The organism is Deltaproteobacteria bacterium (genome assembly GCA_019308995.1).
Taxonomy (GTDB): Bacteria; Desulfobacterota; Desulfarculia; order Adiutricales; family JAFDHD01; genus JAFDHD01.
In genome coordinates this window covers 22965-46190 of record JAFDHD010000005.1, presented here as the reverse complement: position 1 = coordinate 46190, position 23226 = coordinate 22965, and the positions used below count along the sequence as shown (strand labels likewise).

General features: G+C 55.9%; 18 protein-coding genes and 1 tRNA gene. 9 read left to right on the top strand and 10 right to left on the bottom strand.

The window, feature by feature from the left end; genetic code table 11:
* Positions 1-9 precede the first annotated feature (9 nt).
* Positions 10-1059 (top strand): aldo/keto reductase, encoded by a 1050-nt coding sequence (locus tag JRI95_02050; GenBank protein ID MBW2060324.1) that lies wholly within the window; start codon positions 10-12, stop codon positions 1057-1059.
* 36 nt (positions 1060-1095) lie between these two features.
* Here JRI95_02050 and JRI95_02045 read toward each other — a convergent pair whose 3' ends face one another.
* Complete coding sequence (locus tag JRI95_02045) at positions 1096-2442, bottom strand: MATE family efflux transporter (GenBank protein ID MBW2060323.1); 1347 nt, start codon at positions 2440-2442, stop codon at positions 1096-1098.
* Positions 2443-2990: 548 nt separating this feature from the next.
* Between JRI95_02045 and JRI95_02040 the strand changes: the two genes are divergently transcribed.
* The 4 genes from JRI95_02040 to JRI95_02025 all read left to right on the top strand — a co-directional run bounded on the left by JRI95_02040 (position 2991) and on the right by JRI95_02025 (position 5550).
* Positions 2991-3302: a hypothetical protein gene (locus JRI95_02040; GenBank protein MBW2060322.1), complete on the top strand. Its 312-nt coding sequence runs from the start codon at positions 2991-2993 to the stop codon at positions 3300-3302.
* Between the two features lie 155 nt (positions 3303-3457).
* A complete protein-coding gene (locus tag JRI95_02035; GenBank protein ID MBW2060321.1) occupies positions 3458-4045 on the top strand; it encodes a class I SAM-dependent methyltransferase in 588 nt (195 codons plus the stop codon).
* Positions 4046-4074: 29 nt separating this feature from the next.
* Positions 4075-4551 (top strand): YbhB/YbcL family Raf kinase inhibitor-like protein, encoded by a 477-nt coding sequence (locus JRI95_02030; GenBank protein MBW2060320.1) that lies wholly within the window; start codon positions 4075-4077, stop codon positions 4549-4551.
* A gap of 90 nt (positions 4552-4641) precedes the next feature.
* Complete coding sequence (locus JRI95_02025; GenBank protein ID MBW2060319.1) at positions 4642-5550, top strand: DNA-3-methyladenine glycosylase 2 family protein; 909 nt, start codon at positions 4642-4644, stop codon at positions 5548-5550.
* A 58-nt stretch (positions 5551-5608) separates the two neighbouring features.
* Here JRI95_02025 and JRI95_02020 read toward each other — a convergent pair whose 3' ends face one another.
* From JRI95_02020 to JRI95_01995, 6 genes are all read right to left on the bottom strand, one after another.
* Complete coding sequence (locus tag JRI95_02020) at positions 5609-9025, bottom strand: FAD-dependent oxidoreductase (protein MBW2060318.1); 3417 nt, start codon at positions 9023-9025, stop codon at positions 5609-5611.
* A gap of 24 nt (positions 9026-9049) precedes the next feature.
* Complete coding sequence (locus JRI95_02015; GenBank protein ID MBW2060317.1) at positions 9050-10204, bottom strand: Coenzyme F420 hydrogenase/dehydrogenase, beta subunit C-terminal domain; 1155 nt, start codon at positions 10202-10204, stop codon at positions 9050-9052.
* Positions 10205-10247: 43 nt separating this feature from the next.
* Positions 10248-10667, bottom strand: coding sequence for a hydrogenase iron-sulfur subunit (locus JRI95_02010; protein ID MBW2060316.1), 420 nt, complete (start codon positions 10665-10667; stop codon positions 10248-10250).
* A 49-nt stretch (positions 10668-10716) separates the two neighbouring features.
* Positions 10717-12702, bottom strand: coding sequence for a CoB--CoM heterodisulfide reductase iron-sulfur subunit A family protein (locus JRI95_02005; protein MBW2060315.1), 1986 nt, complete (start codon positions 12700-12702; stop codon positions 10717-10719).
* 325 nt (positions 12703-13027) lie between these two features.
* Positions 13028-14815 (bottom strand): 4Fe-4S binding protein, encoded by a 1788-nt coding sequence (locus JRI95_02000; protein ID MBW2060314.1) that lies wholly within the window; start codon positions 14813-14815, stop codon positions 13028-13030.
* Positions 14816-15162: 347 nt separating this feature from the next.
* Positions 15163-16284, bottom strand: coding sequence for an epoxyqueuosine reductase (locus tag JRI95_01995; GenBank protein ID MBW2060313.1), 1122 nt, complete (start codon positions 16282-16284; stop codon positions 15163-15165).
* A 264-nt stretch (positions 16285-16548) separates the two neighbouring features.
* Here JRI95_01995 and JRI95_01990 point away from each other — a divergent pair, with 264 nt between their 5' ends.
* Together JRI95_01990 and JRI95_01985 are read left to right on the top strand one after the other, a co-directional pair.
* The gene (locus JRI95_01990) at positions 16549-17181 is read left to right on the top strand and encodes an MBL fold metallo-hydrolase (GenBank protein ID MBW2060312.1); all 633 of its coding nucleotides are present in this window, start codon (positions 16549-16551) and stop codon (positions 17179-17181) included.
* A gap of 142 nt (positions 17182-17323) precedes the next feature.
* Positions 17324-17500 (top strand): hypothetical protein, encoded by a 177-nt coding sequence (locus JRI95_01985; protein ID MBW2060311.1) that lies wholly within the window; start codon positions 17324-17326, stop codon positions 17498-17500.
* A gap of 182 nt (positions 17501-17682) precedes the next feature.
* Here JRI95_01985 and nadC read toward each other — a convergent pair whose 3' ends face one another.
* The 3 genes from nadC to JRI95_01970 all read right to left on the bottom strand — a co-directional run bounded on the left by nadC (position 17683) and on the right by JRI95_01970 (position 22214).
* Entirely contained in the window at positions 17683-18528 is an 846-nt protein-coding gene (nadC, locus tag JRI95_01980; protein MBW2060310.1) for a carboxylating nicotinate-nucleotide diphosphorylase, read from the bottom strand.
* A gap of 5 nt (positions 18529-18533) precedes the next feature.
* Entirely contained in the window at positions 18534-21200 is a 2667-nt protein-coding gene (locus JRI95_01975; GenBank protein MBW2060309.1) for a valine--tRNA ligase, read from the bottom strand.
* Between the two features lie 204 nt (positions 21201-21404).
* Entirely contained in the window at positions 21405-22214 is an 810-nt protein-coding gene (locus JRI95_01970) for a DUF2497 domain-containing protein (GenBank protein ID MBW2060308.1), read from the bottom strand.
* A gap of 66 nt (positions 22215-22280) precedes the next feature.
* Between JRI95_01970 and JRI95_01965 the strand changes: the two genes are divergently transcribed.
* Positions 22281-23120, top strand: coding sequence for an N-acetylmuramoyl-L-alanine amidase (locus tag JRI95_01965; protein MBW2060307.1), 840 nt, complete (start codon positions 22281-22283; stop codon positions 23118-23120).
* A 25-nt stretch (positions 23121-23145) separates the two neighbouring features.
* Positions 23146-23222: transfer RNA gene (locus JRI95_01960), tRNA-Pro, on the top strand.
* Positions 23223-23226: the final 4 nt, after the last annotated feature.

Genomic DNA, 23226 nt, shown 5'->3' with positions numbered 1-23226 from the left:
GAGGCTAGGATGACCAGCAAGGGTGACAGTCAAGGCTTGGGCCGAAGGGATTTTATGAAAATCTCGGCAGGGCTGGCCATCTGCGGCCAAACACTGCTTGTCGCTCCCGAGGCCGGCGCCCGAAAACAGGCTGGCAGTTCCAACCTTATCCGCCGAAATGAACGACCCTCGATGACGTACCGAAAACTTGGCCGAACCTGCTTCCATTCCAGCCGTCTGGTCTTTGGCTGCGGCGCCGCGCTGGCTGGCGGGAAGGCCGTGCGTCTCCTGGACCGGGCCTTTGAAGCTGGCATCAACCATTTCGACGTGGGATCGGAGATGGTCTATCGCGGCGCGGAACGCAGCTTAGCGCCGTTCCTGAAGGCGCACCGCGACGAAGTTTGGGTCGCATCAAAAGCACCTGTATACATTCGCATAGGACCTGGCGCGTCACTTACGACCAAGAAGGCTCAAGCGGCCGCCAGGAAATGGGTGAAGCTATTGAACAGAAGCCTGAAAAACCTGGAGATCGCTTTTCTTGATACTTACTACCTGATGGGCGTCAACAGCCCGGCCTTAGTTAAATGCGAAGAAATGTACGAAGCCTTTCAAAAAGCCAAAGCTGCCGGAAAGGTAAGGCATTTCGGCCTGAGCACCCATGAAAATGCAGGTGAGGTCCTTAAGGCGGCAATTGAGATCGGTTGGTATGACGTGGCCATGATCGGTATTACGCCAGCCGGATGGTATGACTGGCATACCAAAACGCTGGCGGAAGGCACGCCCACCCTCAAGGAGCTTCAGCCCTTACTCGAAAAAGCGCGTCAGGCCGGGATCGGACTCATTGGTATGAAAACGGTCCGCTACCTGGCCTCCGCGTGGGTCGGCGGCCAAGGTGATCCCTTCGCCTTTGACCACATCTATGATAAAAAAATTATGGCCTACCCGCTCAACCCGTTCCAACGAGCCTACGCCTACACCCTCGAACATGGGTTAGACGTCGTCAATGCGGACATGCAAAATTTCAAACACCTCGAAGAAGATATTGTCGTGGCCTCCAAATCCCATACTTATTTCAGTTGATTTGCAATCAAACACGGTGCTTTTTTAAAAAGCATCCTATGATTCGTCGGATAAAGCGGGCTCTATATGAACCGCCGCGGGAAGGACCGGCTCTCTCGTTTCAATAACTCGCATCGTTTTCCATTTACGGCCCAGAAAACGAAACATGAAAATAAAGCCCAGAAGGCTTATGTAAATAGTGATGATTGTCCAGGCCGTGTAAAGCCCCTGGTTCAGGTGGACCAGGGCGATGTAAGTTGGCAGCCCCAGACCGAATAGAGACAAAAAAGCAATGGCGATCATGACAAAGCGCGTATCGCCGGCGCCTTTGATTCCAGAGGCAAAAATGATGCTCAGGGTGTCGAATAAACAATACACCGCTACGAATCTGAGTAGAATCGTGGTGGTTCGGTATATGGGCGCAAAGCTCCCGGGGTCGGCCTTCACCGCAAAGGGCCATAAAAACATGTGAGGCACAATCACGTACAGTAAGGCGATGGTGGTCATATAAATATAGGTGAGCAGGAAACCTGAGTATATACTGCGTTCCGACAGGTCAGGCCGTTCCTGGCCTTGATTTTGACCCACCAGAATCATGACCGCCATACCAAAGCCGATCATGGGCATGAAGGCCAGCATGTTGATGTTAAAGGCGATGCTTGTCGCGGCGAGTTCGACCGTGCCCAGCCGGCCCACGAGCAGGATGAAGGCGGCGATGCTCATATGGCTGAGAAAAAACTGCACCCCGTTCGGGAGGCCGAAGCGCAGGAGTCGAATAAACAGGGGAACGTCAAGGCGCCAGCCGGAATGCGTGCGATAAGTCTTCTCATGGGCGGAGCGAAAGACAAGAATGGAAAAAACAGTGAAAATGAACAAGGTCGAGATAAGCGTTGCAATGGCTGCGCCCGTAACGCCCATTTCCGGGAAGCCCAGGCTCCCGAAGATGAGCACATAATTGAAAAACATGTTTATAATGGTACCGGCGATACTGACTGTCATCACATAGAGCGTTTTACCTCTGCCTAGAAAAAAACCGGCCAGAACCGCACTGGCCACGCCCGGGCCCGCCCCCAGGCATATAATTTGAAAATAGATCACTTCCAGGTTCTGCACCACTGGCTCATGGCCGACCAGGCGAAAAAAAGGACCGGCCAGCGGTATCATTAAAAGATGCACCAGGGCCGCCGCGGCGGCTACGTAACCGCCCTGCCATATAATCGGCCCGATCCTGTCTTCCTGATCAGCGCCCCAGAACTGGGCCACAAACGTGCCCACGTAACCGGCCGTCCCGACAAATAGGTTTATGACGGTGAAGTTGAGTATGCCAGCCGACATCGTGGCCGCGATGGCCTCCGACGAATACCAGGCCAGGAACATTCGATCTACAAACTGCTGGACCGCCATGGCCGTGGAGCTGAAGATAAGAGGAAACGCTAAAAAGAGTACCTGGCGATACCCGCCCTTGCCGTGCCAATGTTGAACAAGGTATTTAAAGACCTTATGAGTAATCAAATTCTTTATTTCCTTAAGTGTAATTTAAAACCTGCAAAATCTGATCGGCCCTGTCTGGAATGCTCAAGAAATGGACCATGATTCTAAGAAAACATAAATACGATTAAAAAGTCAGTCTATCAAAGCCGCGAAGAGCGCTCAAGCATGAAAATGGACATTATAAAGAAAAACCCGCTAACCCCTTCTCGTATCCTGATGAAATAGCATCTTCTGTTAAGTCAAACCGGGGTGGGGGTTCATCTCTTTTCCTGCGTTGACAGACTACTATCCGAGTATTAATCTCTAGACTGAGGTTCACCCAATGTTATAATGAGAACCAAAAATTTCGCGAGACAAGGATCATAATATGGAACTCTTTCATGCCGATGGCCGCGGTCCTGGCGGAAACACTGGGCCGGGACGCGGTCTATGAGGCGCTTAAAATGAGACGCTGATACGCCGTGACTGGAGCGCCGATTGCCTTGTACTTTGCGGTCAATGACAGCGTCATGGGCGGCGAAATAAGCAGCGGTGCGGCAGAGAAGGCCGAGATTATACTGGCCGTACGAGCCATGGATAAGATCAGGAAGATAGAAGTGATCAAGAACGGAAGCGTCATTCAATTATTTCAGGACTTAGAATCTCCAGAATTTGACACCGCCCTGGAGGACAGGCAATACGACAGAACGCAAAACAGCTACTACTGCGTCAGGATAACTCAGGAAGATGGCGAGATGGCCTGGTCGAGCCCGGTGTTCTTCGTCAGGGACTGAAGGCTGTAAATTCCAGGACACAGTATTGCGAGGGCTGCCGGCCGGGCCCTGCCTCTTGTCAGACAGCTGAGAAAAAAATTGATGGCATCCAGTTGAGCAGACTGCCCCTGTTTTTTTAGTTCCGTAAATAATACTTACTGCTTTTGGAGGTAGTGATGAGTCTAGGAAAAAGAGTTGAGAAAAGACGCATGGAAAAAATGTCAAATACAGCATTTAAGGGGATGTCCCTCATTTTTAAAATTGTTGATTTTTTTTATCCATATATAAAAAAACGCATCAAAAAATTTGGTGTTCGCGAAGGCATGACCGTGGTTGACTATGGCTGCGGTCCGGGGAGGTATGCCGCCAGGCTGGCGGAACTCGTGGGTGAAAAAGGTAAGGTTTATGCCATAGATATTCACGAACTGGCCATAGAAGCCGTGAAAAAGAAAATTGATAAATACGGCCTTACAAACATAGAGCCTGTATTGATTAACGGTTATAAGAGTACCTTGCCTGATAATACAGCAGACGTGGTCTGCGCCATTGACATGTTCTTCATAATTAAAAATCCTTCTGAATTTTTAGGAGAAGTAAAAAGAATAACAAAGAACGATGGAGTACTGGTAATTGACGACGGCCATCAGCCACGGACAGTTACCAAAGATAAAATTCAGGAGTCAGGTCATTGGGATATCTTTGAAGAGAGTTCTGATCACCTGAAGTGTAGGCCGAGAAATGATTCAAAGGCAAAGGAGGTGTAAAATTGTCTGATAGACCGCAAACGAAACTCATGGTAACGAGTTCTGCTTTTAAAGAAGGGGAAATGATACCGCCGAAGCATACCTGCGATGGCGAAAACGTGTCTCCCGACATTTCATGGTCAGGTGCGCCTGAAGGAACGAAAAGCTTCGTCATCATCATGGACGACCATGACATTCCCATGCGCTACCTCCCGCTGCTTACGTGGGTCCACTGGGTGGTGTACGATGTTGGGCCTGATGTCTCGTCCCTCCCCCCGGCCGTTCCTGAAAAAGAAACGCTTGACAGCGGCGCGAAGCAGGGCATGACGTCATTCAAGAAGAGCGGATACGGTGGTCCCTGCCCGCCTTTTGGCGCTCACCAATACTGTTTCAAGGTTTACGCGCTGGATACAGCCGTGAATCTGGAACCAAAGGCCGCCACGAAAAAAGAAATCCTGAAGGCCATTGAAGGCCACATCCTGGCCGAAGGCGTGCTCATGGGAAGGTACAAAAGACAGAGAGGATGAGGGTCACGGGTGGCTCTAGTAACTCATTGTCCGGGGCCGGAGGACAGGAGGATTTGGCTGTTGCTCTATGAGTGAGGGTAAAATAAAATTTTGAAAATTAACACAACACATCTCTCAATAACCCCTCCTGCCCCCTTTAATTTTTATCACAGCGCCCGCTCACATGGCTGGGTGGTGTTGGCGCCCAACTCCTGGGATGAAGAACGCCGTGCGCTCAAGCGCGTGGAACGCCTGAGCGCTGGCAAGGTCGTGCTTCTGGATATCAGCGGTGACGGCACGATCAAACGGCCGCGAATCGCCATTAAAGTCAGCCACGCGGGCAGGCTGTCCCAGAAGGAGCAAAACGAGGTCACCGCCGTGGTGGGGCGCATGTTCCGTGCCGATGAAGACCTGTCCGGGTTTTATGCCTTGTGCAAGAAGCGCGGCCAGCGCTGGGTAAAAATGAATCACGGCCTGGGGCGTCTGCTGCGCTCTCCGACCGTGTTCGAGGATGTCGTCAAGACCATCTGCACCACCAACATCCAGTGGGGAGGCACGACGCGCATGGTCGAGGGCCTGGTGAACACTCTGGGCGAGCCGTACCCCGGCGACTCCTATTTACGCGCCTTCCCCACCCCCGAAGCCATGGCCGCCGCCCTGCCTGAAACCTTTAATCAGGCCGTCCGCTTAGGCTACCGCGGCGATTACGTGCACACCCTGGCCAGGCGCGTCGCCTCCGGGGAGCTTGACCTGGAGGCTTTTCGAGATTTAGACATCCCAAGCCCTGAACTGAAGAAAAAGCTGCTGGCCATTAAAGGCGTGGGCCATTACGCCGCCGCGACCCTGCTCATGCTTTTAGGGCGGTACGACGAGCTGGCCGTGGATACGGGCTTTCGCCGGTTCGTGAGCCGGAAATACTTCAAGGGGCAGCGCCCGTCCGACAGGGAAGCTCAGGCGATCTATGAGGACTGGGGCCGGTGGAAATACCTCGCCTTCTGGTTCGATAGGGATGCGGTTTAGGGAGACTTAGGGAATTTTTCGTGCAGGGTTCAACGAACGGAGCACTGATAAATTTTGATTATATAAATCCTTCCAAAGCAGCGTCAATGGCCCCCATGACCTCCCTGTCATGAAAACCCCTCAGCACCGTGGCGCTGTTCGGGCAGACCGCGGCGCAGGAGCCGCAGCCCTGGCATAACAGCTCATCCACCACGATTTTCTCATCCTCAGGGTCCAGGCTTCTGGCGCCATACGGGCACACGGAGATGCAGAGTTCGCACCGGGAGCAGAGGTTGAAGCGAACCACCGCTGTCACGGCGCTGCCCGCGACCATCTCTTTGCTGAGGATGCTTAAAGCCCGGCCGGCCGCAGCTTCAGCCGAGGCAATGCTCTCGCTGACAGACCTGGGAGAAAGGGCCGTCCCGCATAGGAATATCCCCTGCTTCAGGCATTCCACCGGCCGCCACTTGGACTCCGCCTCTTGAAAAAAACCGTCCTGGTTGAGTTCCACCCCAAAGATTTCAGCCAGATCATGAACATCGTGAGGCACGATCGGCGGGGCCAGGATAAGCAAATCCGGGCGAATCTGTATGTCCATGTCCAGAACCGGGTCCCTGGCGGTAACGAGCGGGCGGTCGCCTTCAAAATTAGCGCGGGGTTTATCCCCGACGTCGTATGGGATGAAGATGACACCGGCCTGCCGCGCCCTGGTGTAATAAGCCTCAAAAAGGCCATAGGCCATCATGTCCCTGTAAAATATAAAGATGGGGAGATTGGGATTTTTTTTCTTGAGAAACAGGGCGTTTTTCAGGGCGGCGAGGCAGCAGACCCGGCTGCAATACAAGTGCGGCTCCTGGCGCGACTCTACGCACTGGATCATGACCACGGCGGTCAGGGTTGTGGGGTCGAGGTTGCCGAAGGTAAGCTCCTGTTCCAGTTCTGCCTGGGTTATCACTGTCTCGTGCTGGCCGTAGCCATACGATGTGACGCTCCCCTGGCGGCCGCCGGTGGCCAGAATGACGGCCCCGTGCTTCAGGTCCACGGATTCCCCGTCTTCGGTCTTCACGGTCGTTACGAACCGCCCGACGCTTCCCCTGGAGGCAACCACCCGGGTGCTCAGGAAGACGCTGATCTTGGGATGCTTCTTTATCTGCTCGATCAGGCCCAGGAGGTACTCCTGAGGTGAATCCCCGTTCAGAGTGTACTGCAGGGTCAGGGCCACGCCGCCCAGGGCTTTATCCTTTTCCACCAGGTCCACCTCGAGCCCTTGCTCGGCCAGGGAGAGCGCCGCGGTCAAACCGGCTGCGCCCCCGCCGACCACCAGCGCCCTCGGGGTCACCGCGATGGAAGGAACCGGTGCGGGGTTTGCCCCGAGAAGCCTGACCAGGCCTGTGTTCAGGGTGGCGAATATCTCCTGTTCCCTGGCCTTCGCATCTGCCAGTAATCCCGGAAAAGTCGGGGTAAAGATGTCAACCGCGCTCATGAGGGACGGGTTGAGCTCGATCTTCCGGCCCAACTCCTTCATCTTCGGCTCGTACACAAAAGGCTGACACGCGCCGAGCAGGATTCGGTTGGCCTGGGAGTTCCTGACCTCCTTCTCCAGCTGCCACCAGCCCATCTGGGTGCACATGTTCTTAACATGAATCACGCTTTGGACCGAGTGAAGCCCGGAGAGTTTTTTCCGAAGCGCGTCCAGATCAACGCCTTTTTCGAGGGTGCGGCAGGAGGTGCACAGGGCCACGAGGGTCCGGGGCATTTCCAGGGATACGTCCCGGTAAACCGGCTCCGCCGCCTCTGCCGTAAGCTCCTCATGGCCGATAACCAGGCGGGAGGCTTCCATAGCCGCCGCCCCGGCCTGAATGACCGACTCTGAAATGTCCTTTGGCCCGGTGATAGTGCCAGCGGCAAAGATGCCCAGCCGGCCGGTCTGGGCCGAGGCAAAGGAGGACGTCTCACAGAACCCCCAGCGGCCGGCCTTGGCGCCGGTTATTTCCAGAAGATCCTCCATGTCCGCCGCCGGCCTGGCCCCCACGGCCAGGATGACCAGATCGAATATCTCCCTCCGCCTCTTCCCTGCTGCATCCAGAAAATCAAGCTGCAGCCCTTCCGAACCCTCAGCCGAGGCGACGGAGTGAACACGGGTTCGCCTGAATTTCACGCCGAATTCTGTTTCCGCCCGGTCCCGGTAGCGCTCGAAATCCTTGCCAAAGGTGCGCATGTCCATGTAAAAAATAACGGCCTCGGCCCGGCCCTGGGTGATCTCTTTGGCCATGACCGCCTCCTTGATCGAAAACATGCAGCACACGGATGAGCAGAAATCGGCTTCAATCCGCGGTTCCCTGGACCCGACGCACTGCAGCCAGGCAATGCGGCGCGCCGGTTTCGAACTCCCGGGGATCAGGAGTTCGCCGCGGTGCGGGCCGGTACCGCTGGCCATGCGCTCGAACTCCACGGCCGTGACCACTCCAGGCAGAGCGCCGTAGCCGTAAAGATTGGCGGCTTCCGAAGGCTTGAAGCATTCGAATCCAGCGGCCAGGATCACGGACCCGACCTCCAGGCCGAACTCCTCGTCAGATTCCAGCTTCAGATAGAGCTTGTCCAGCCAGGGGACCAGGACCTCTTCTTCCAAAGGCTTGGCCAGGACCTCCAGGGCGCCATGAGCCAAAAGCTTTTGGGCTGCCTGGATTTCGCCCGGCGCGGCCATCAGGACCACTGGCAGCCCGGGATGCTGTTCCTGCATGCGGTCGAGGGCCTCCTCTAAAGGCATGTCAGGCAGATCCATATCCAGAAGCACCAGCCGGTAACTGCCATCCTGCGCCATCTTCTCCAGGGCTTCGGCCCCGGTTCCGGCCGCATCCAGAGGAAAAATTTCGTCCTTCAGCCACGCCTCGAGGTTGTCCTTGGTCGAGGGGTCGGGGTCGGCCATGAGAATCTTGAAATCAGAGCGGGCCTCAAACCTGAAGTCTATGGCTCCGGTGGGGCAGGCCTTGAAACAGGCCCAGCATCTCTGGCAGCTGTCCAGGTCCACCACATAATGGTTGGGAATCGTATAAGGCGCAGGCAGATGCACGGCCGGGCGCAAGGTCAGCCCGGCGTTGAACTCGTCGGGCGCCTGCACCGGGCAGACCGCAGCACACTCGCCGCAGCCGATACAGAGGTTGGGATTGACAAAGGTTGATTTTTTCCGCAGGGTGACGTGGAGTTTACCCGGCTCGCCCTCGACCGCGGTCAGTTCGGTGGAAAGCATGAGATCAATATTTTCGTGATACAGCCCCTTGCGCAGGCAGTATTGAGAACACGCATCGCGTTCCACGAGGGGGAGCATCTGGCACATGCCGCAGCGGTCGCTGGGGAACTGCCGGTCCAGCTGGATCAGCACGCCTCCCAGACCCTGGCTCTTATCAATAAGCGCCACCTTGTTTCCGGCTTCAGCCAGGTCCAGAGCGGCCCGAACGCCGGCCACGCCCGCACCGACGACCAAAGCGGTATAATTCATCTTCTCATACCTCTGTCCTGACCGTCAGTCTGCTTCTTTTGTGACATCCCCAAATTCGTCCTCCTTGAAAACAGACAGGGGCTGCGGTTCGTCCGGATCGCGCCCGGGTTCGTATCCAAAGGCTTCCTGGACGTCGGCGGCGATCAACCGAAAGAGCTCCATGACCGGGATATGGTTTGGGCAGGCCCGGGAGCACTGCCCGCAGCCGACACAGGTCAGGCTTATGTGAGTCAGCCGGGTCAGATGATAAAAAAGCGTGTCCGTGGGCATCTTGAGCGCGCCTTTTCTCTCGGCCCATCCGAGATACTGCCAGGGCTTGTGGTCAAAGACATCGGTGAGAAAGACGCACTCCCGGCAGTAGCAAACCGGGCAGGCGACCCGACAGTTGTAACAGTTGACGCACCCGGCGAGGTACTCTGTCAGCTTCTCCAGACTCGACGTTTCCTGGCGGGTCTCCTCAAACATCTTATCCCGAAAAGCCAGGCGCTCCTGAACGAGTTCGGCTAAGGCCCGCTCATGTTCCTCCGGCTTTTCAGCTTCGGGCAGGTCGAGCCTGTTCAGGATTTCCTCGCCCCAGGCGGTGTTGGCCGTGACCGGCAGCCAGTCTTCCATGTTCACCCCGATCAGACCGACGGCCAGGTCTGCCTTGTCCGGGGACGGGCGTTCGCAGGCCTGACACGCTCTGGCGATATTGAAGTCCTGCTCGGCCGTGCCTTGGCCGGCGCGAATGTTCCGGAAAAACCTCAAGCTCGCTTTGAGGCCGTCGTTTTCGCTGGCCGCGACGAATCGGGAGTAATCATCGTTTTCATATGCCCCGAGGCAGTCCAGCCCGATGATAAGCACCTCATTCATGTTTCCCTGGTTGAGCTTGGTTAGTTCGATGAAAGCCCGGATTTCGCACGGACGAAGGACCGCGGCCAGCTTCCGTTCGAGAGGCGCGCTGGTCAGTCTGGTGAGTATTTTGGCGGCGTTGATTGGAAAGACAGGCGCCAGGGGGTCGGCCTGGTCGAGTTTGCCAGGGTCGGTCACCAGCATGGGCATGATCGTATTTTTGAGCGGCAGATGCTGGGGGACCAGGATGGCTGCTATTTCTTCATCGTGGAGCAGCTTTTTTAGAAATTCCTGAAGCGAGGATACGGGGTTGCGGTCTTTGACCGCGATTTTGGCCATCTTTGCCATCGAACTTTTCTCCGAGGTAGAGGTGAATGAGCGCGGATGTTCATCAGATCATGAGGTTCCGGGCCTGGTTTGGTCCTAGCGTTTTGACTTCCGTGACGAGTGACTTGACTGTGTCGGCGAATATGTTACCCTCGCTGGCGCCAATCCATGTCATTTTGACCCTGTTTTTTTCGATGCCGAATCTGCTCAGTATTTCCTGAAGCAGTTTGACCCGTCTGCGCGCCTTGTAGTTGCCATTGACGTAATGGCAGTCGCCGGGATGACATCCGCTGATCAGGACGGCGTCGGCCCCGGCCAGCAAAGCCTTGATGACGTATTTAGGGTCCACCATGCCGGTGCAGTTGACACGGATCAGACGGACGTTGCCCGGCTGGGTCATGCGCGAGGTACCGGCCAAATCGGCCGCGGTGTAAGTGCACCAGTTACAGACAAAGGCGATGATTGTCGGCTCAAATTCAGCGATGGTTCCCTCCTTTAACCTGCCTTCGATAGCGGCGCGTTCCATGGATGTTTCAAGCCGATTGTGACGAGACCCTGTCCAGGAGCCCCTCAATCTCGGCGAAAATCTGCTTTTCGGTAAAATGCTTGATCTGGGCCGCGTTACTGGGGCAGAAGGCGGCACAGCTTCCGCATCCCTTGCAGACCGTCTCATTGACGACGCACACACCCCTGTACTCGTCGAATTCAATGGCCGAGTAAACGCAAAGCTCCCGGCATGTCAGGCAGCCGGAGCAGATGTCCGGGTCTATCCAGGCCGTGGCCGGAGAGACGGTGACCGTGCCTCGGGTGGCAAGGGCCAGGGCCTTGGCCGCGGCGCCGGAAGCGTGCGAGACGGAGTCTGGAATATCTTTGGGTCCCTGACAGGCGCCGGCCAGGAAGATACCATCAGTGGTGGTGGTGATCGGCCCCAGCTTGGGGTGCTCTTCCAGGAAGAATCCATCCTGCCCCTGGCTGACGCCGAAGATTCGTGCCGTTTCGGCCGCCTCCCGAGACGGTTCCATGGCGGTACATAAGATAACCATGTCCACCGGAACGCGCAGCATTTCTCCAAGCAGGGTATCTTCTGAGATGACGATGAGCTTGCCTTCTTCTTCAGGCGTCAGCGCCTGATCGGTGACTTGGGCCGGACGTCCCCTGATGAAGACGATCCCCTTTTCCTGGACGCGGTGGTAAAATTCCTCGTAGCCTTTGCCAAAGCAGCGCAGGTCAATGTAGAAATTATAAATCGGCACGTCCGGACCGACCTTTTCCCGGAGGAGGTGAGCATACTTGAGAGCGTACATGCAGCAAACTCGAGAGCAATATTCGTGGTAATTCTGATCGCGGCTGCCAACGCAGTGCAGGATGGCCACGCCCTCTGGAGGGTTCCCGTTTTTCATGATGATTTCCCCGCCGGAGGGGCCGACGGGGCTGTTCAGGCGCTCAAACTGCAGGCCGGTATAGACTTCGTCAAAGCGGTTGAAACCATACTGCCATAAGGGAGTCGGGTCGAAGAGGTCATAACCGGTGGCCAGGATAATGGACCCCACCGGGATAGTCAGTTCTGTTTCTTCCTGGGTGAAATCAATGGCCTGCGCGGGGCAAAGCTGCTCGCAAACCCGGCCCTTGCCTTTGGTTAAGTAACGGCAATGCTCAGGGTCAATGACAGGCGTTAGCGGCACCGACTGAGGCGTATACCGGTAAATCGCCTTGCGCGTCCCCAGCAGCTCGTCAAACTCACTGGGCACCTTGACCGGGCACTTGTCAATACACAAGCCGCATCCTGTACAGACATCATCATTGACATAGCGGGGCTTGCGGCGAACTTTCACCAGGTAATCGCCGATGTATCCCGTGACCTCGATGACCTCGCTGTAGGTGAGCATTTCAATATACGGGTTTTGAGCCACGGCCACCATCTTGGGCGTGGAAATGCAGGCCGCACAGTCCAGGGTCGGAAAAGTCTTGTCGAACTGGGCCATATGCCCGCCGATGGACGGGGCCTTTTCCACCAGATAGACCTTCTGCCTGGCATCGGCGATATCCAGCGCCGCCTGAATACCGGCGATGCCCGCCCCGACCACCATGATTCCCGGACGCACCTGAATCTCCGGGGCAAACAGCTCATGGTGCTGATCAACCCGATTCACCGCGGCGGTCACGAGGTGCATGGCCTTTTCGGTGGCCTCAACCGGATCCTCGATCACCCAGGAACAATGCTCCCGAATGCAGGCCATCTGAAACAGATAAGGGTTGAGTCCGGCGTTCTGGCAGGCGTTCTGGAAGGTCTTCTCATGAAGTTGGGGCGAGCAGGAGGCGACCACGACGCGGTTCAGGCCCAGCTCATTAATATCACTTATGATCATGTCCTGACCGGGGTCCGAGCACATGAACTGGTAGTCCCGGGCGATGACGACATTTTTTAAACCTGAGGCGAACCGCGCCACTTCGGCGCAGTCAACCTTACTTGCGATATTTGTGCCGCAATGGCAGACATAAACACCAATTTTATGAGGAATTGCTCGAACTCCTTCCTAAAGGAGGGAGTGTTACGATAACTGAAAGGCTGGCATTGTTAGATCGTAACACGTCTTTATCCGCCTCAGAGGCTGTCTCACCGGTCATATGGGTCAGAAGACAGTCTTCAAAGAGGCCTGTGATCTCCTTAGCTATTTTCTTTTCAACGACCGGATCAGAGCCAGCTCCACAAGCAACTCATCTTCATCAGACCTAGGTCCGGGTTGAATCCGGGACCTCAGCTCGCCCGCAGCCCGACTGGCACGCTGACGATGGCCTTCACGATTTCTTCGGCCATCCATTTCAAGAATAAAGGATGAAACTAGATTAGTCAATGGCGTAAAACTCACAAGCGGATATGCAGGCCAGGCACCGGGTGCACTTATCACGGTCAATGCGCGCCGGCTGACCTTCCTCCCAGGCCACGGCTCCCATCGGACAGACCGGATAACAGGCCCCGCACTGCCTGCACCTTTCCTCATCAACCACGAACTCCACCAAGTTCTGGCAGCGTTTGGCCGGGCAGCGCTTCTCAAGGATGTGCGTCATGTACTCGTCCCGGAAGTATTTGAGCGTGGAATACACGGGGTTGAGTCCGATTTTACCCTGGACGCAGGTAGCGCACCTTCTGACAGCGATACTCAGGGACTCAAGGGTGTTGAGGTCTTCGACCTCGCCCTGGCCCTGGCAGATTTTTTCCAGGATTTCAAGCATCCGCCTGGTGCCTTCCTGGCAGAGAGGACATTTATCATCGGACTTCCTCTGAACGTGCTCCATATAAAACCGGGCCAGATCCACCATGCAGGTGTCATCGTCCATGACAATCAGCCCGCCCGCGCCCATGATGGCGCCAACCTCAGTCACGGATTCGTAGTCGCACGGCAGGTCAAGAAGCTCGGCCGGGATGCAGCCGCTCGAGGGCCCGCCGAGCTGGACGGCTTTGAGCTTCCTCTGTCTGGGGATGCCTCCGCCGATGTTGTAAATCAGGGTCTTGAGCTTCGTGCCCATGGGCACCTCAACCAGACCCTTGTGAAAAACATCGCCGGTCAAGGCAAAGACCTTGGTCCCCTTGCTCTTTTCCGTGCCAATGGATGCGAACCACTCCGAACCGCGCCGAATCACCGGAGGCAAATTGGCATAAGTCTCCACATTGCTGGTGATGGTGGGATGGCCGAGAATATCTGACTCCGAGAGGGTGGGCGTTTCCGGCTGAGTCATCTCGGATCGGCCCTCGATCAAGGCGATCATGGCCGACTCCTCGGAGCTTAAAAAGATGCCCGCGCCTTCCCGGACCTGGAGGTCAAAATCATAGCCAGACTCCAGGATGTCCTCGCCCAGAAGTCCGTAATCAGTGGCCTGGGCCATGGCGATGTTGAGCCTGGCAATGGCCATGGAATATTCCTCCTGGCAATAAATATAACCATGATGAGCGCCCACGGCCCTGGCGGCGATGATCAGGCCTTCGATGATGGCATGCGGGTTGGATTCCAGAATCGAGCGATCCATGAAGGCCCCAAGATCACCCTCGCCGGCGGTGCAAACGATATACTTGACTTCCGGGTTGGACTTGTAACCGAACTCCAGCTTCAAACCGGTGGGGTACCCGGTCCCGTCGCGTTCCCTGAGGCCGGAGGCCTTGATTTCTTCGATGATTTCCTGGGGGGTCATCTCCAGGAGGGCTTTGCCTGCCGCGGCGTACCCGTCCTGAGCGATATATTCATCAATCCGGTCGGTATTGATAAGGCCCCGGTTGCGCAAGACCACGAGGCGCTGGTTGGCGAAAAAGGGGATCTTGGCCAACTCCGGAATGAATTCCTTCTTTTTCGGTTCCTGATAAAAGAAGCGTTCTACAGGCCGGCCCTTAAGAAAGTGTTCACTAACCAATTCAGGGATGTCTTCAGGGGTCAGCTTCTGGTAATACAGCCCTCCAGGGTAAACGAGCATGATGGGGGAGGCGGTGCAGTAGCCAATACAACCAACTTCCCCAACCTTGACCTCCTCGGCAAGCCCTTGTTTGGCCAATTCAGCCTCAAGGGCCTTCTTGACCTCAAGACTCCCCAGGGAGCGACATGTGGTGCACCCACAAATGAGGGCGTGAAAACGATAAGCCTTCATCTCCTCTCCTCTATCGCTGCTTCGGGCTTCAAGGCCCTGCCGCCTGATGGGTGAAAATTGCTGCAAGTCTTTCTTTTTTTTGGTGAGAGTGACAACCTTCCTTCAGAGAATAATGTATTATAATGGATAATGGAATTATATACAACCCGGCTTCATCCCGCGGTGGGCCAGCAGATCGTTCAATTTATCTGCCCGGAATGGCGGAAGGACTCTGCCCGATGCAGCATGCGGCAGCCCGGCGGTCAAGTCCCTAGATTTTATAACTTTTTTGAGCCCTGCATCCTGGTGCAAGGCTCCTGGGACGGTGTGACGCCGTGCTCAACTCCGGCCCGTAACCCGGAGGACTTTCATGTCATTTTATTCAGGGCGAGGTTGATCTCTTCCCGGACCAGGTCTGCCTCCCCTGGCAGGCGGGATTCCAAAGCCGCCTTGGCTTGGCTGCCGCCGAGCTTGCCCAGGGCCCAGGCGCACATTCCCCGAATCGTTTCGTACTGATTTTCGTTCAGGCTTTCAACCGGGATGGGGACGTACATCCGCGCACCCAGGTTCCCCAGGGCGCGCGCAGCGTTCATCTGCCATTTGGCGATATTTTTCCGGGAGATATAGAAGACGAGCGGCCAGACTTTATTGACATAGTGTTCCTGGTCCATCCTCAGGAGAGTGTCGAGCTGAAAGTCAGCGGCCCTGTCCGATAGTTCTTGATTTTTCGGCAGGTCCTGATTCATCCAGGATTGGTTCCGCGGACAAACTTCCTGGCAGCGATCACACCCATACACACAGGTGCCCATGGGTTCCCTCAAGTCCATGGGCGTGATCCCGGACCCGTAGTAAGTATTGAAGGCGATGCACCGCAAAGGGTTCATCTTTTTCGGCGCGTAAAGGGCGCCGGTGGGACAGGCCGCAATACAGGCATTCTTGCACCAGCTAGGGCATCCAAGCTCAATGGACGGCTGATCGGGTTCGATCTCTGCGTCCAGCAAGATGGGGATGCTTTCCAGCCATGAAGCGCCCAGCATGGTTTTTTTGGCAAAGATAAAGCAATTCTTGCCATAAGTCACCAATCCGGCCCTAGCGGCCGACATGCGGGCAGGCGTCTCATCGTCGAAGCAAAAACGGATGCCTTGCTTCTCCAAAAAGGCAAAGTAGTCAACCAGGCGCCGGTATTCCGCGCCTCTCTCCCTCCGCTCATCCACCTGGTAGCAGCGGCCGATCTTCCCGATGAGTTGAAGAGGGAACCGGCGATGATGGTAGTTTCTAATCAGGACCACCAGGGACCTGGCCCAGGGATGTTTTTGAGAAAGCGCCGCGCCGCGCTTCAGGTCAAAATCTTCCCTCATGACCCAGTTATACATCTCCGGCCGGGACTCAATCTCCTGAATATACACATCCAGAGGCTCTGCGCTCGTAAAACCAACATCTTCAAAATCCAGTTCAAGGGCCTTCCCGCCGAGTCGTTGCTTTAAGTTCACTTTTTTTCTCCTCAGGAGCCTGGCTGGCAGGGAACCCTTATTTGCAGGCGGCCCAGGCGCGGCGTTGAAAGAATTGAGAGCATCAAAATTAAAGTATTTAACCCTGAAAAGCAAATCTTTTCCCTCCTCTCATACCGCGCCGGCAGGTCCTGAGGCAAACCTTTTGAGCCAATGGCTTCCCCGGCCATGAAAATATGATAAAATATTTTTTTAGGGCGCTTTTTCAAAACTCCACACCAATCAGGCCGAGGAGGCTCCCAGGTGATAAAAATAAGGCAGATTCGCGTGGGCCCGATGGCTACCCTTTGCTATATTATCGGGGATGAAGCCTCGGGTACCTGCGCCTTGGTAGACCCTGCGGCTGAAGCGAAAAAAATCCTGAAAGAGACGGAAACCCTCGGCCTTTCGGTGACCTACGTCATCAATACGCACGGTCATACTGACCATATAGGCGGCAACGCTCAAATAATTGCCGCCACCAACGCCGAACTTCTCATCCATGAATTGGAGGCGAAACGGCTGGAAAAGTTTCTGAACCGGGCCGTATCCAGATTAATGGGCGGAAGAGGGTCCCCGTCGCCTGATCGGCTGCTGAAGGACGGAGACGTGATTCATATCGGCGAACAATCACTCAAGGTGCTTCATACCCCTGGGCATACCATGGGCGGCATCTGCCTTTACACCGAGGGCCATGTTTTCACCGGGGACACGCTCTTTGTCGGAGGCATCGGCCGGACGGACCTTGGCGGCGGGTCGTTGTTCCTGCTGCTTCAGTCCATTAAAGAAAAACTGTATACTTTACCCGGGGATACGGTTGTCTGGCCGGGCCATGACTATGGGCCCACCCCGCATTCGACCATCGCTCACGAGAGAGAAACAAACCTTGAAACCCTTTAAATCAAAAAAAATGCATTTTTAAAAAAAAACATTGACACTTGGGAAAAAAGTTATATATGATGTAATCAAATATAAGGGGGGAAGAGATATGCGGAAAGTCAGAATACCACTGATGGTGCTTCTTGTTGGGCTGTTAATTTTAGTGCCAAGCATGTCAATGGCTGCGGCAGGATTGGTTTCTTCCGGAGCGACCTTTGCCGGTGTATCCCTGGTACCAGCTGTAGTGACGGCCGGGATAGTGCTGGCGACTACGTTAATTGTTGTCTCGGAAGCAGGGAAAACAGAGGACGTGCCAGTCCACCACGCAGTCCACCACTAATTTAAATTCAAACCACACGAGCGGCAAGACAAATCAAAAGGGCGGGGTTGTCTCCTGTGAGACAACGACCGTCCTTGTGTTTTTTCTGCCAGCAGACAGAGTAAGCCCGCCGTCTTCTGCCTCACCCGCCTGCTTACCGCCTCATATTACAAAAAAATAAGATCAAACCAGGCGAACCTTTCTCAGCACGCCTCCCCCAGGTTAAACTTCAGGCTCATGTCCGCGGCCGGAGCGGAGTGAGTCAGGGCGCCGATGGAGATGATATCCACACCCGTGGCAGCCACCTGGGCCACGTTTTCCAGGTTGATCCCGCCGGACGCCTCCAGGAGCACCCGACCTTTGGTGAGGGTCACTGCCTGCCGGAGCTGATCCAGGTTCATGTTATCCAGCAGGACCACGTCTGCCTCAGCGGCGATGGCTTCTTCGAGGCCGGGAAGATCACTGACCTCGACCTCAACCTTCAGGGTATGAGGCGCTCCTTTTTTGGCGCGGGTGACGGCGGCGGTAACGGTGCCAGCGGCAGCGATGTGGTTATCTTTTATCAGGATTCCATCAAAGAGCCCCAGGCGGTGATTTTCTCCGCCGCCGGCCCGAACGGCCGCCTTTTCCAGGACACGCCATCCCGGAGTGGTCTTGCGGGTGTCTACAATTCGAACCCGGTGCGGCTTGACCGCATTGACGAACCGGGCGGTCAGCGTGGCCACGCCGGACAGATGCATCAGGAAATTGAGCGCCACTCTCTCAGCAGTCAGGATGGAAGCAGCCGGGCCAGCCAGCCGGACCAAAACCTGGCCTGAAACCGCCTGACCGCCGTCTGCAACCAGCGGGTCAAAATCAACAGCCGTATCAACTGTCTCAAAAGTCAGGCGCGCCGCCTCAAGTCCAGCCGCCACCAAATTTTGCTTGGCCACGATCTCAGCTTGGGCCGGCGTAGAGGGAGGTACGATCAGAGAAGTGGTCAGGTCTCCGCTGCCCACGTCCTCAGCCAGAGCCAGGCGGATAATCTCGGTGAGATAAAAGGGAGGCATGGCGCTCACCTTCTCAGGGCTTCCACTCGTTCGAGGTTCATGGCCAGCTTCTCCTTTTTTTCGTTCAAAAGCCGGTTCTTTTCCTTTTCCCGCGTCACGACTTCAGCCGGAGCTTTGGCCAGAAAATCTTCATTGGCCAGCTTCTGGCCCGACCGGGCGATCTCCTTCGCGACCTTTTCCAGTTCCTTTTGCAGGCGGCGAGCTTCTTTCTCAAGGTTAATTATGCCTTTTAGCTTGACGAAGATCTCGACCGCCCCGGCGACCGCGGCCGCGGCGCCTTCTGGTTTTTTTTGGGGAGGGGCGACCTCAAGGGATTTGCCTCGGACCAGTTTCAGGATGTCTCCCCTTTGCTGCTTAAGGAGCTGCCGGTTCTCCGGGTTATCGTCCATGGCGATGACTTCAACCTCCTGTGAAGGCGGGACGTTCATCTCCCCCCGGATGTTACGGACCGCCGTAACGACGCCCTGAATGAGCGCCATGCGCCGCTCGGCCTCGGGGTCAGGCCTACCGGCCTGCGGGGAGGGGAAAGGAGCGATCATGATGCTTTCGTCTGTCCCGGGCAGGGCCTGCCAGATCCTCTCGGTGATAAAAGGCATGATTGGATGGAGCAGCCGCAGGATGACCGAGAGCGCGTGAGCCAGCACGGCCTGGGTCTGCCTTCTGGCGATGGGGTCCTCCCCGTAAAGCACCGGCTTGGCCAGTTCCAGATACCAGTCACAGAATTCATGCCACACGAACTGGTACAGGGAGCCGGCCATCCGGTCAAAATCATAACCAGCCAGGTGTTCTTCGACTTCGGCCGTTATGGAGGATATCCGGCTCATGATCCAGGCGTCAGCCAGGGTCAGGGCCTTTTCATCCAGAACAGGCCGTTTAAGCCGCTCCGGGCTGAAGCCCTCCAGGTTCATCAGGGTAAAGCGGGCGGCGTTCCAGAGCTTGTTGACAAAGTGGGCATATCCGGCGATGCGCTCCTCAGACAAGCGAATGTCCCGTCCCTTGGCCGCCAGGACGGTCAGGGTGAAACGAAAGGCGTCTGTGCCATATCTTTCCATAATTTCCAGAGGGTCGGTGACGTTGCCTTTGGATTTGGACATCTTCTGGCCTTCAGGATCACGGATCAAGGCATGGATGTACACCTCTCGAAACGGAACATCACCCATGAAGTGAATCCCCAGCATCATCATCCTGGCCACCCAGAAGAAAATGATATCAAAGGCGGTCACCAGGACGGTGGTCGGATAAAACACCTCCAGGTCTTTGGTTTTTTCCGGCCAGCCGAGGGTAGAGAAGGGCCAGAGGCCTGACGAGAACCAGGTGTCCAGGACGTCCGAATCCTGTTCGATCTTCGAGCCCTGGCAGGCGGGACAAACTTCCACCGGCTCGCGGCTGACAATGACCTCGTCGCAGTCCTGGCAGTAGTAGGCCGGGATGCGGTGACCCCACCAGATCTGACGCGAAACACACCAGTCCCTGATATTGTTCATCCAGTCGAAGAAAGTCTTTTCCCAGTTGGGCGGGATGATGCGGGTGCGGCCTTGTTCCACGGCCTGCACGGCCTTTTCAGCCAGCGGCTTGACCTTGACGAACCACTGCTTGGAAAGGGTGGGCTCAACCATTGTCTTGCAGCGGTAGCAGTGACCCACGGCGTGCTGATAATCTTCGATTCTTTCAAGAAGCCCTTCCTTTTCGAGGTCAGCCACGATGTTTTCGCGGCATTCAAACCGATCCTGCCCTTGATAAGGACCGGCTTCCTCGTTCATACGGCCCACGTCGTCAATACACCTGACAGAAGGCAGGTCATGCTTCAGCCCGATCTCGAAGTCGTTCGGGTCATGGGCCGGGGTTATCTTCAGGGCCCCGGTGCCGAACTCCAGGTCCACATAATCATCGGTAATAACAGGGATCTGCCTCTTTAATACAGGCAGAACAACCTTGCGGCCCACGAAATCTTTGTATCGGGAATCCTGAGGATTGACCGCCACGGCAGTATCCCCGAGCAGGGTCTCGGGACGCGTGGTGGCCACGACCAGATGCCCGTCGCCTTCGGCCAGGGGATAGCGGACATAATACAGATGAGCCTTGAGGTTTTCGTGTTCGACTTCTATGTCAGCCAGCGCGGTCTGGCAGCGGGGGCACCAGTTGATGATGCGGTTTCCTTGATAAATGAGGCCCTGCTCATAAAGACTGACAAAGACCTCCTTCACCGCGGCCGAAAGCCCTTCATCCATGGTGAAACGCTCCCGGCTCCAGTCGCAGGAAGAACCGAGGCGTTTCAACTGGTTGATGATGATGCCTCCATACCGCCTGCGCCACTCCCAGATGCGGGCGGCAAACTTTTCCCGGCCCAGCTCCTCCCGGGAGGTGCCTTCCTCGACCAGCTGGCGTTCCATGACATTCTGAGTCGCAATACCGGCATGATCCGTGCCGGGCAGCCACAGGGCGTTATACCCTTTCATGCGGTGATACCGGATCAGGATGTCCTGCAGCGTGTTGTCCAGGGCGTGTCCCAGATGAAGGGTACCGGTTACATTGGGCGGAGGGATGACAATGGTATAAGGCTCCTCGGTACTGTTTTCATCCGCCCGAAAATATCCGCCTTCTTCCCAGTATCTATAAAACCGCTCTTCAACCTTTTGCGGCTCGTAGGCCTTATCCAGTTTTTCGGTCGTCATGTACCACTCCGTTTGTATCTCACATTGATAAACGTCCGGCTAAATTAGCGCAAAGCCCGAACATAGGCAAGTCAAAACCTTTGCGTCCAGCCTTCCAGAAAAAAGAAGGGATCAGCCTCGGGCCAATCCCTTGGAATATATTCTTTTCAAACGCCCCTCAAGAGGGGCTAGTTACAAAAAACAGGCTTCCTCTAAACAGGCGCATCAAATCTCCTCCAGTTCGGCCCGCAGTTTTTCAATCTCCCGGGTCACAACCTCCTCGATCACGCCAGGCAGTATGCCTTCCAGGACCTGGCTGACCGTCTCCCGGACGGTTTCTTTGACGATCGCCTCCAGCCGTTCCTGATCCAGGGCAGGGACTTCCACACCACCGGGCCTCCGGGCCATCTCAGTCGCTGGAGACCGTTCATCCACCGGCCCTGCCTCGCTTATGAGAGCGGCAGGTATCTCCTCGGCCGGTTCGGCAACCGCTTCAGGAAACTCTTCTGGTTCAAAAACATCCGCTTCCTCGACTTCGAGGGAAGGAGCTTCGGGTTCGGCTTCCATGGCCTCAGGAGCCTCCTTAATGATGTCCTCCAGTCCAAAATCAAGGTCTTCCTCTTCCGAAGGAGCTTCAGCCTCGGCGCCGATCATCTCAGGAGCCTCCTCGACGACCTCATCCAGTTCAAAATCAAGGTCTTCCTCAACTTCTTCCAAACCGGGCGTATCCGGAGTTTGGACTTCCTCGTCAAAGCTCAACTCCCCCTTTTCGGCCTCCTCCTCAAGCTCAAAATCAACTTCCCCTTCTACTTGAGCCTCAAATTCATCTCTAAAAACAATGTCTTCCAGGGTGAGACCGCGTTCGGTCTCCTCGGAAGAAGCCCCGGCCTCAGCCGGTTCCACTACCGCGCTCAAGGCAGATTCATCCTCCTCGACCAGGACGTCTTCCAGTTCAAAATCAACATCCTCGTCCAGGATTTTAGTTACATCAAGGTCTGTACCGTTACCTGAACGCGTGTCATTTTCGTCGGCCACGGCATACCTCCAAAAAAATGGGAAATCTTTGATTAGACCTCTCAAGACTAGCACAGGCACTGGTGGATGTCAAGAAGCCGTGTTCCCTGCCTGATAAAATTCTTGACACTGCCAGAGGGACATGATTTCATACGTCGTGGTTTGACTGTGCGCGTTTATTCTGTGATATTCCTGGCTCTTACGGCCTTTTGTTATGCCACTTCGCCAATAGCGGCAGAAGAGGCTGAGCGGCTTCAGGGCCAGGTGTCAGAAACCGTAGAACGGGTGGTCATTGATCCGGGCCACGGCGGAGAGGACACTGGTGTGACCGGCCCCACCGGGCTGACGGAAAGCCGCCTGACCCTGGCGCTTGCCCGTCAGCTTAAAATGGTTCTGGAAGATGAGCTTGGGGTGCGGGTTTTTTTGACCCGGACCGGGGATGAAAATCCCAGTTTGGCTGAAAGGACCGCGGTGGTGAATCGCGTCAAGGGGCACCTTTTCCTGTCCCTCCACGCCGGGGGGGCGGCCCAGCGGGCGCAGTCCGGTTTCGGAGTTTTTTTTCAGGATTACAGCCTTCAAGAGGGCCTGGCGGATCGGGTATCCTTGAAACCGCCAGCCCCGGGGCAGCCCGTGGAATGGGCCCTGGCGCAGAGCCCTTTTATTATTTCCAGTCGGCGGCTGGCCGGTGAAGTCAACCAGGCCTTAAGTGAGGTGCTTCGGATCAGGAGTCGGGAGGTGCTGGGGCTGCCGTTGTCTGTACTGGCTGGCGCGGCCCGCCCGGCGGTGCTGATTGAGGTGGGGTACTTGACCAATCCGGAAGAGGAAAGAAGGCTTTTGAGCCAGGCTTACCGGGACGCCATCACTCGGGCGCTGGTTAAGGGCCTGCAAGCCTATCAGAACTGGGTGCGCAGCCGCTTGCAGGACTAGACAAAGGAAAATCGAATAATAATTTCGGGGCGTGGCGCAGCCTGGCAGCGCGCTTGCTTTGGGAGCAAGAAGTCGGAGGTTCAAATCCTCTCGCCCCGACCAAATA

Coding starts and splice junctions, on each gene's coding strand:
- JRI95_02050 (MBW2060324.1), top strand. CDS start 10: ATGACCAGCAAGGGTGACAGTCAAGGCTTGGGCCGAAGGGATTTTATG.
- JRI95_02045 (MBW2060323.1), bottom strand. CDS start 2,442: ATGGCGGTCCAGCAGTTTGTAGATCGAATGTTCCTGGCCTGGTATTCG.
- JRI95_02035 (MBW2060321.1), top strand. CDS start 3,458: ATGAGTCTAGGAAAAAGAGTTGAGAAAAGACGCATGGAAAAAATGTCA.
- JRI95_02030 (MBW2060320.1), top strand. CDS start 4,075: ATGGTAACGAGTTCTGCTTTTAAAGAAGGGGAAATGATACCGCCGAAG.
- JRI95_02020 (MBW2060318.1), bottom strand. CDS start 9,025: ATGAATTATACCGCTTTGGTCGTCGGTGCGGGCGTGGCCGGCGTTCGG.
- JRI95_02015 (MBW2060317.1), bottom strand. CDS start 10,204: ATGGCAAAGATGGCCAAAATCGCGGTCAAAGACCGCAACCCCGTATCC.
- JRI95_02000 (MBW2060314.1), bottom strand. CDS start 14,815: ATGAAGGCTTATCGTTTTCACGCCCTCATTTGTGGGTGCACCACATGT.
- nadC (MBW2060310.1), bottom strand. CDS start 18,528: ATGCCTCCCTTTTATCTCACCGAGATTATCCGCCTGGCTCTGGCTGAG.
- JRI95_01975 (MBW2060309.1), bottom strand. CDS start 21,200: ATGACGACCGAAAAACTGGATAAGGCCTACGAGCCGCAAAAGGTTGAA.
- JRI95_01965 (MBW2060307.1), top strand. CDS start 22,281: ATGTCAAGAAGCCGTGTTCCCTGCCTGATAAAATTCTTGACACTGCCA.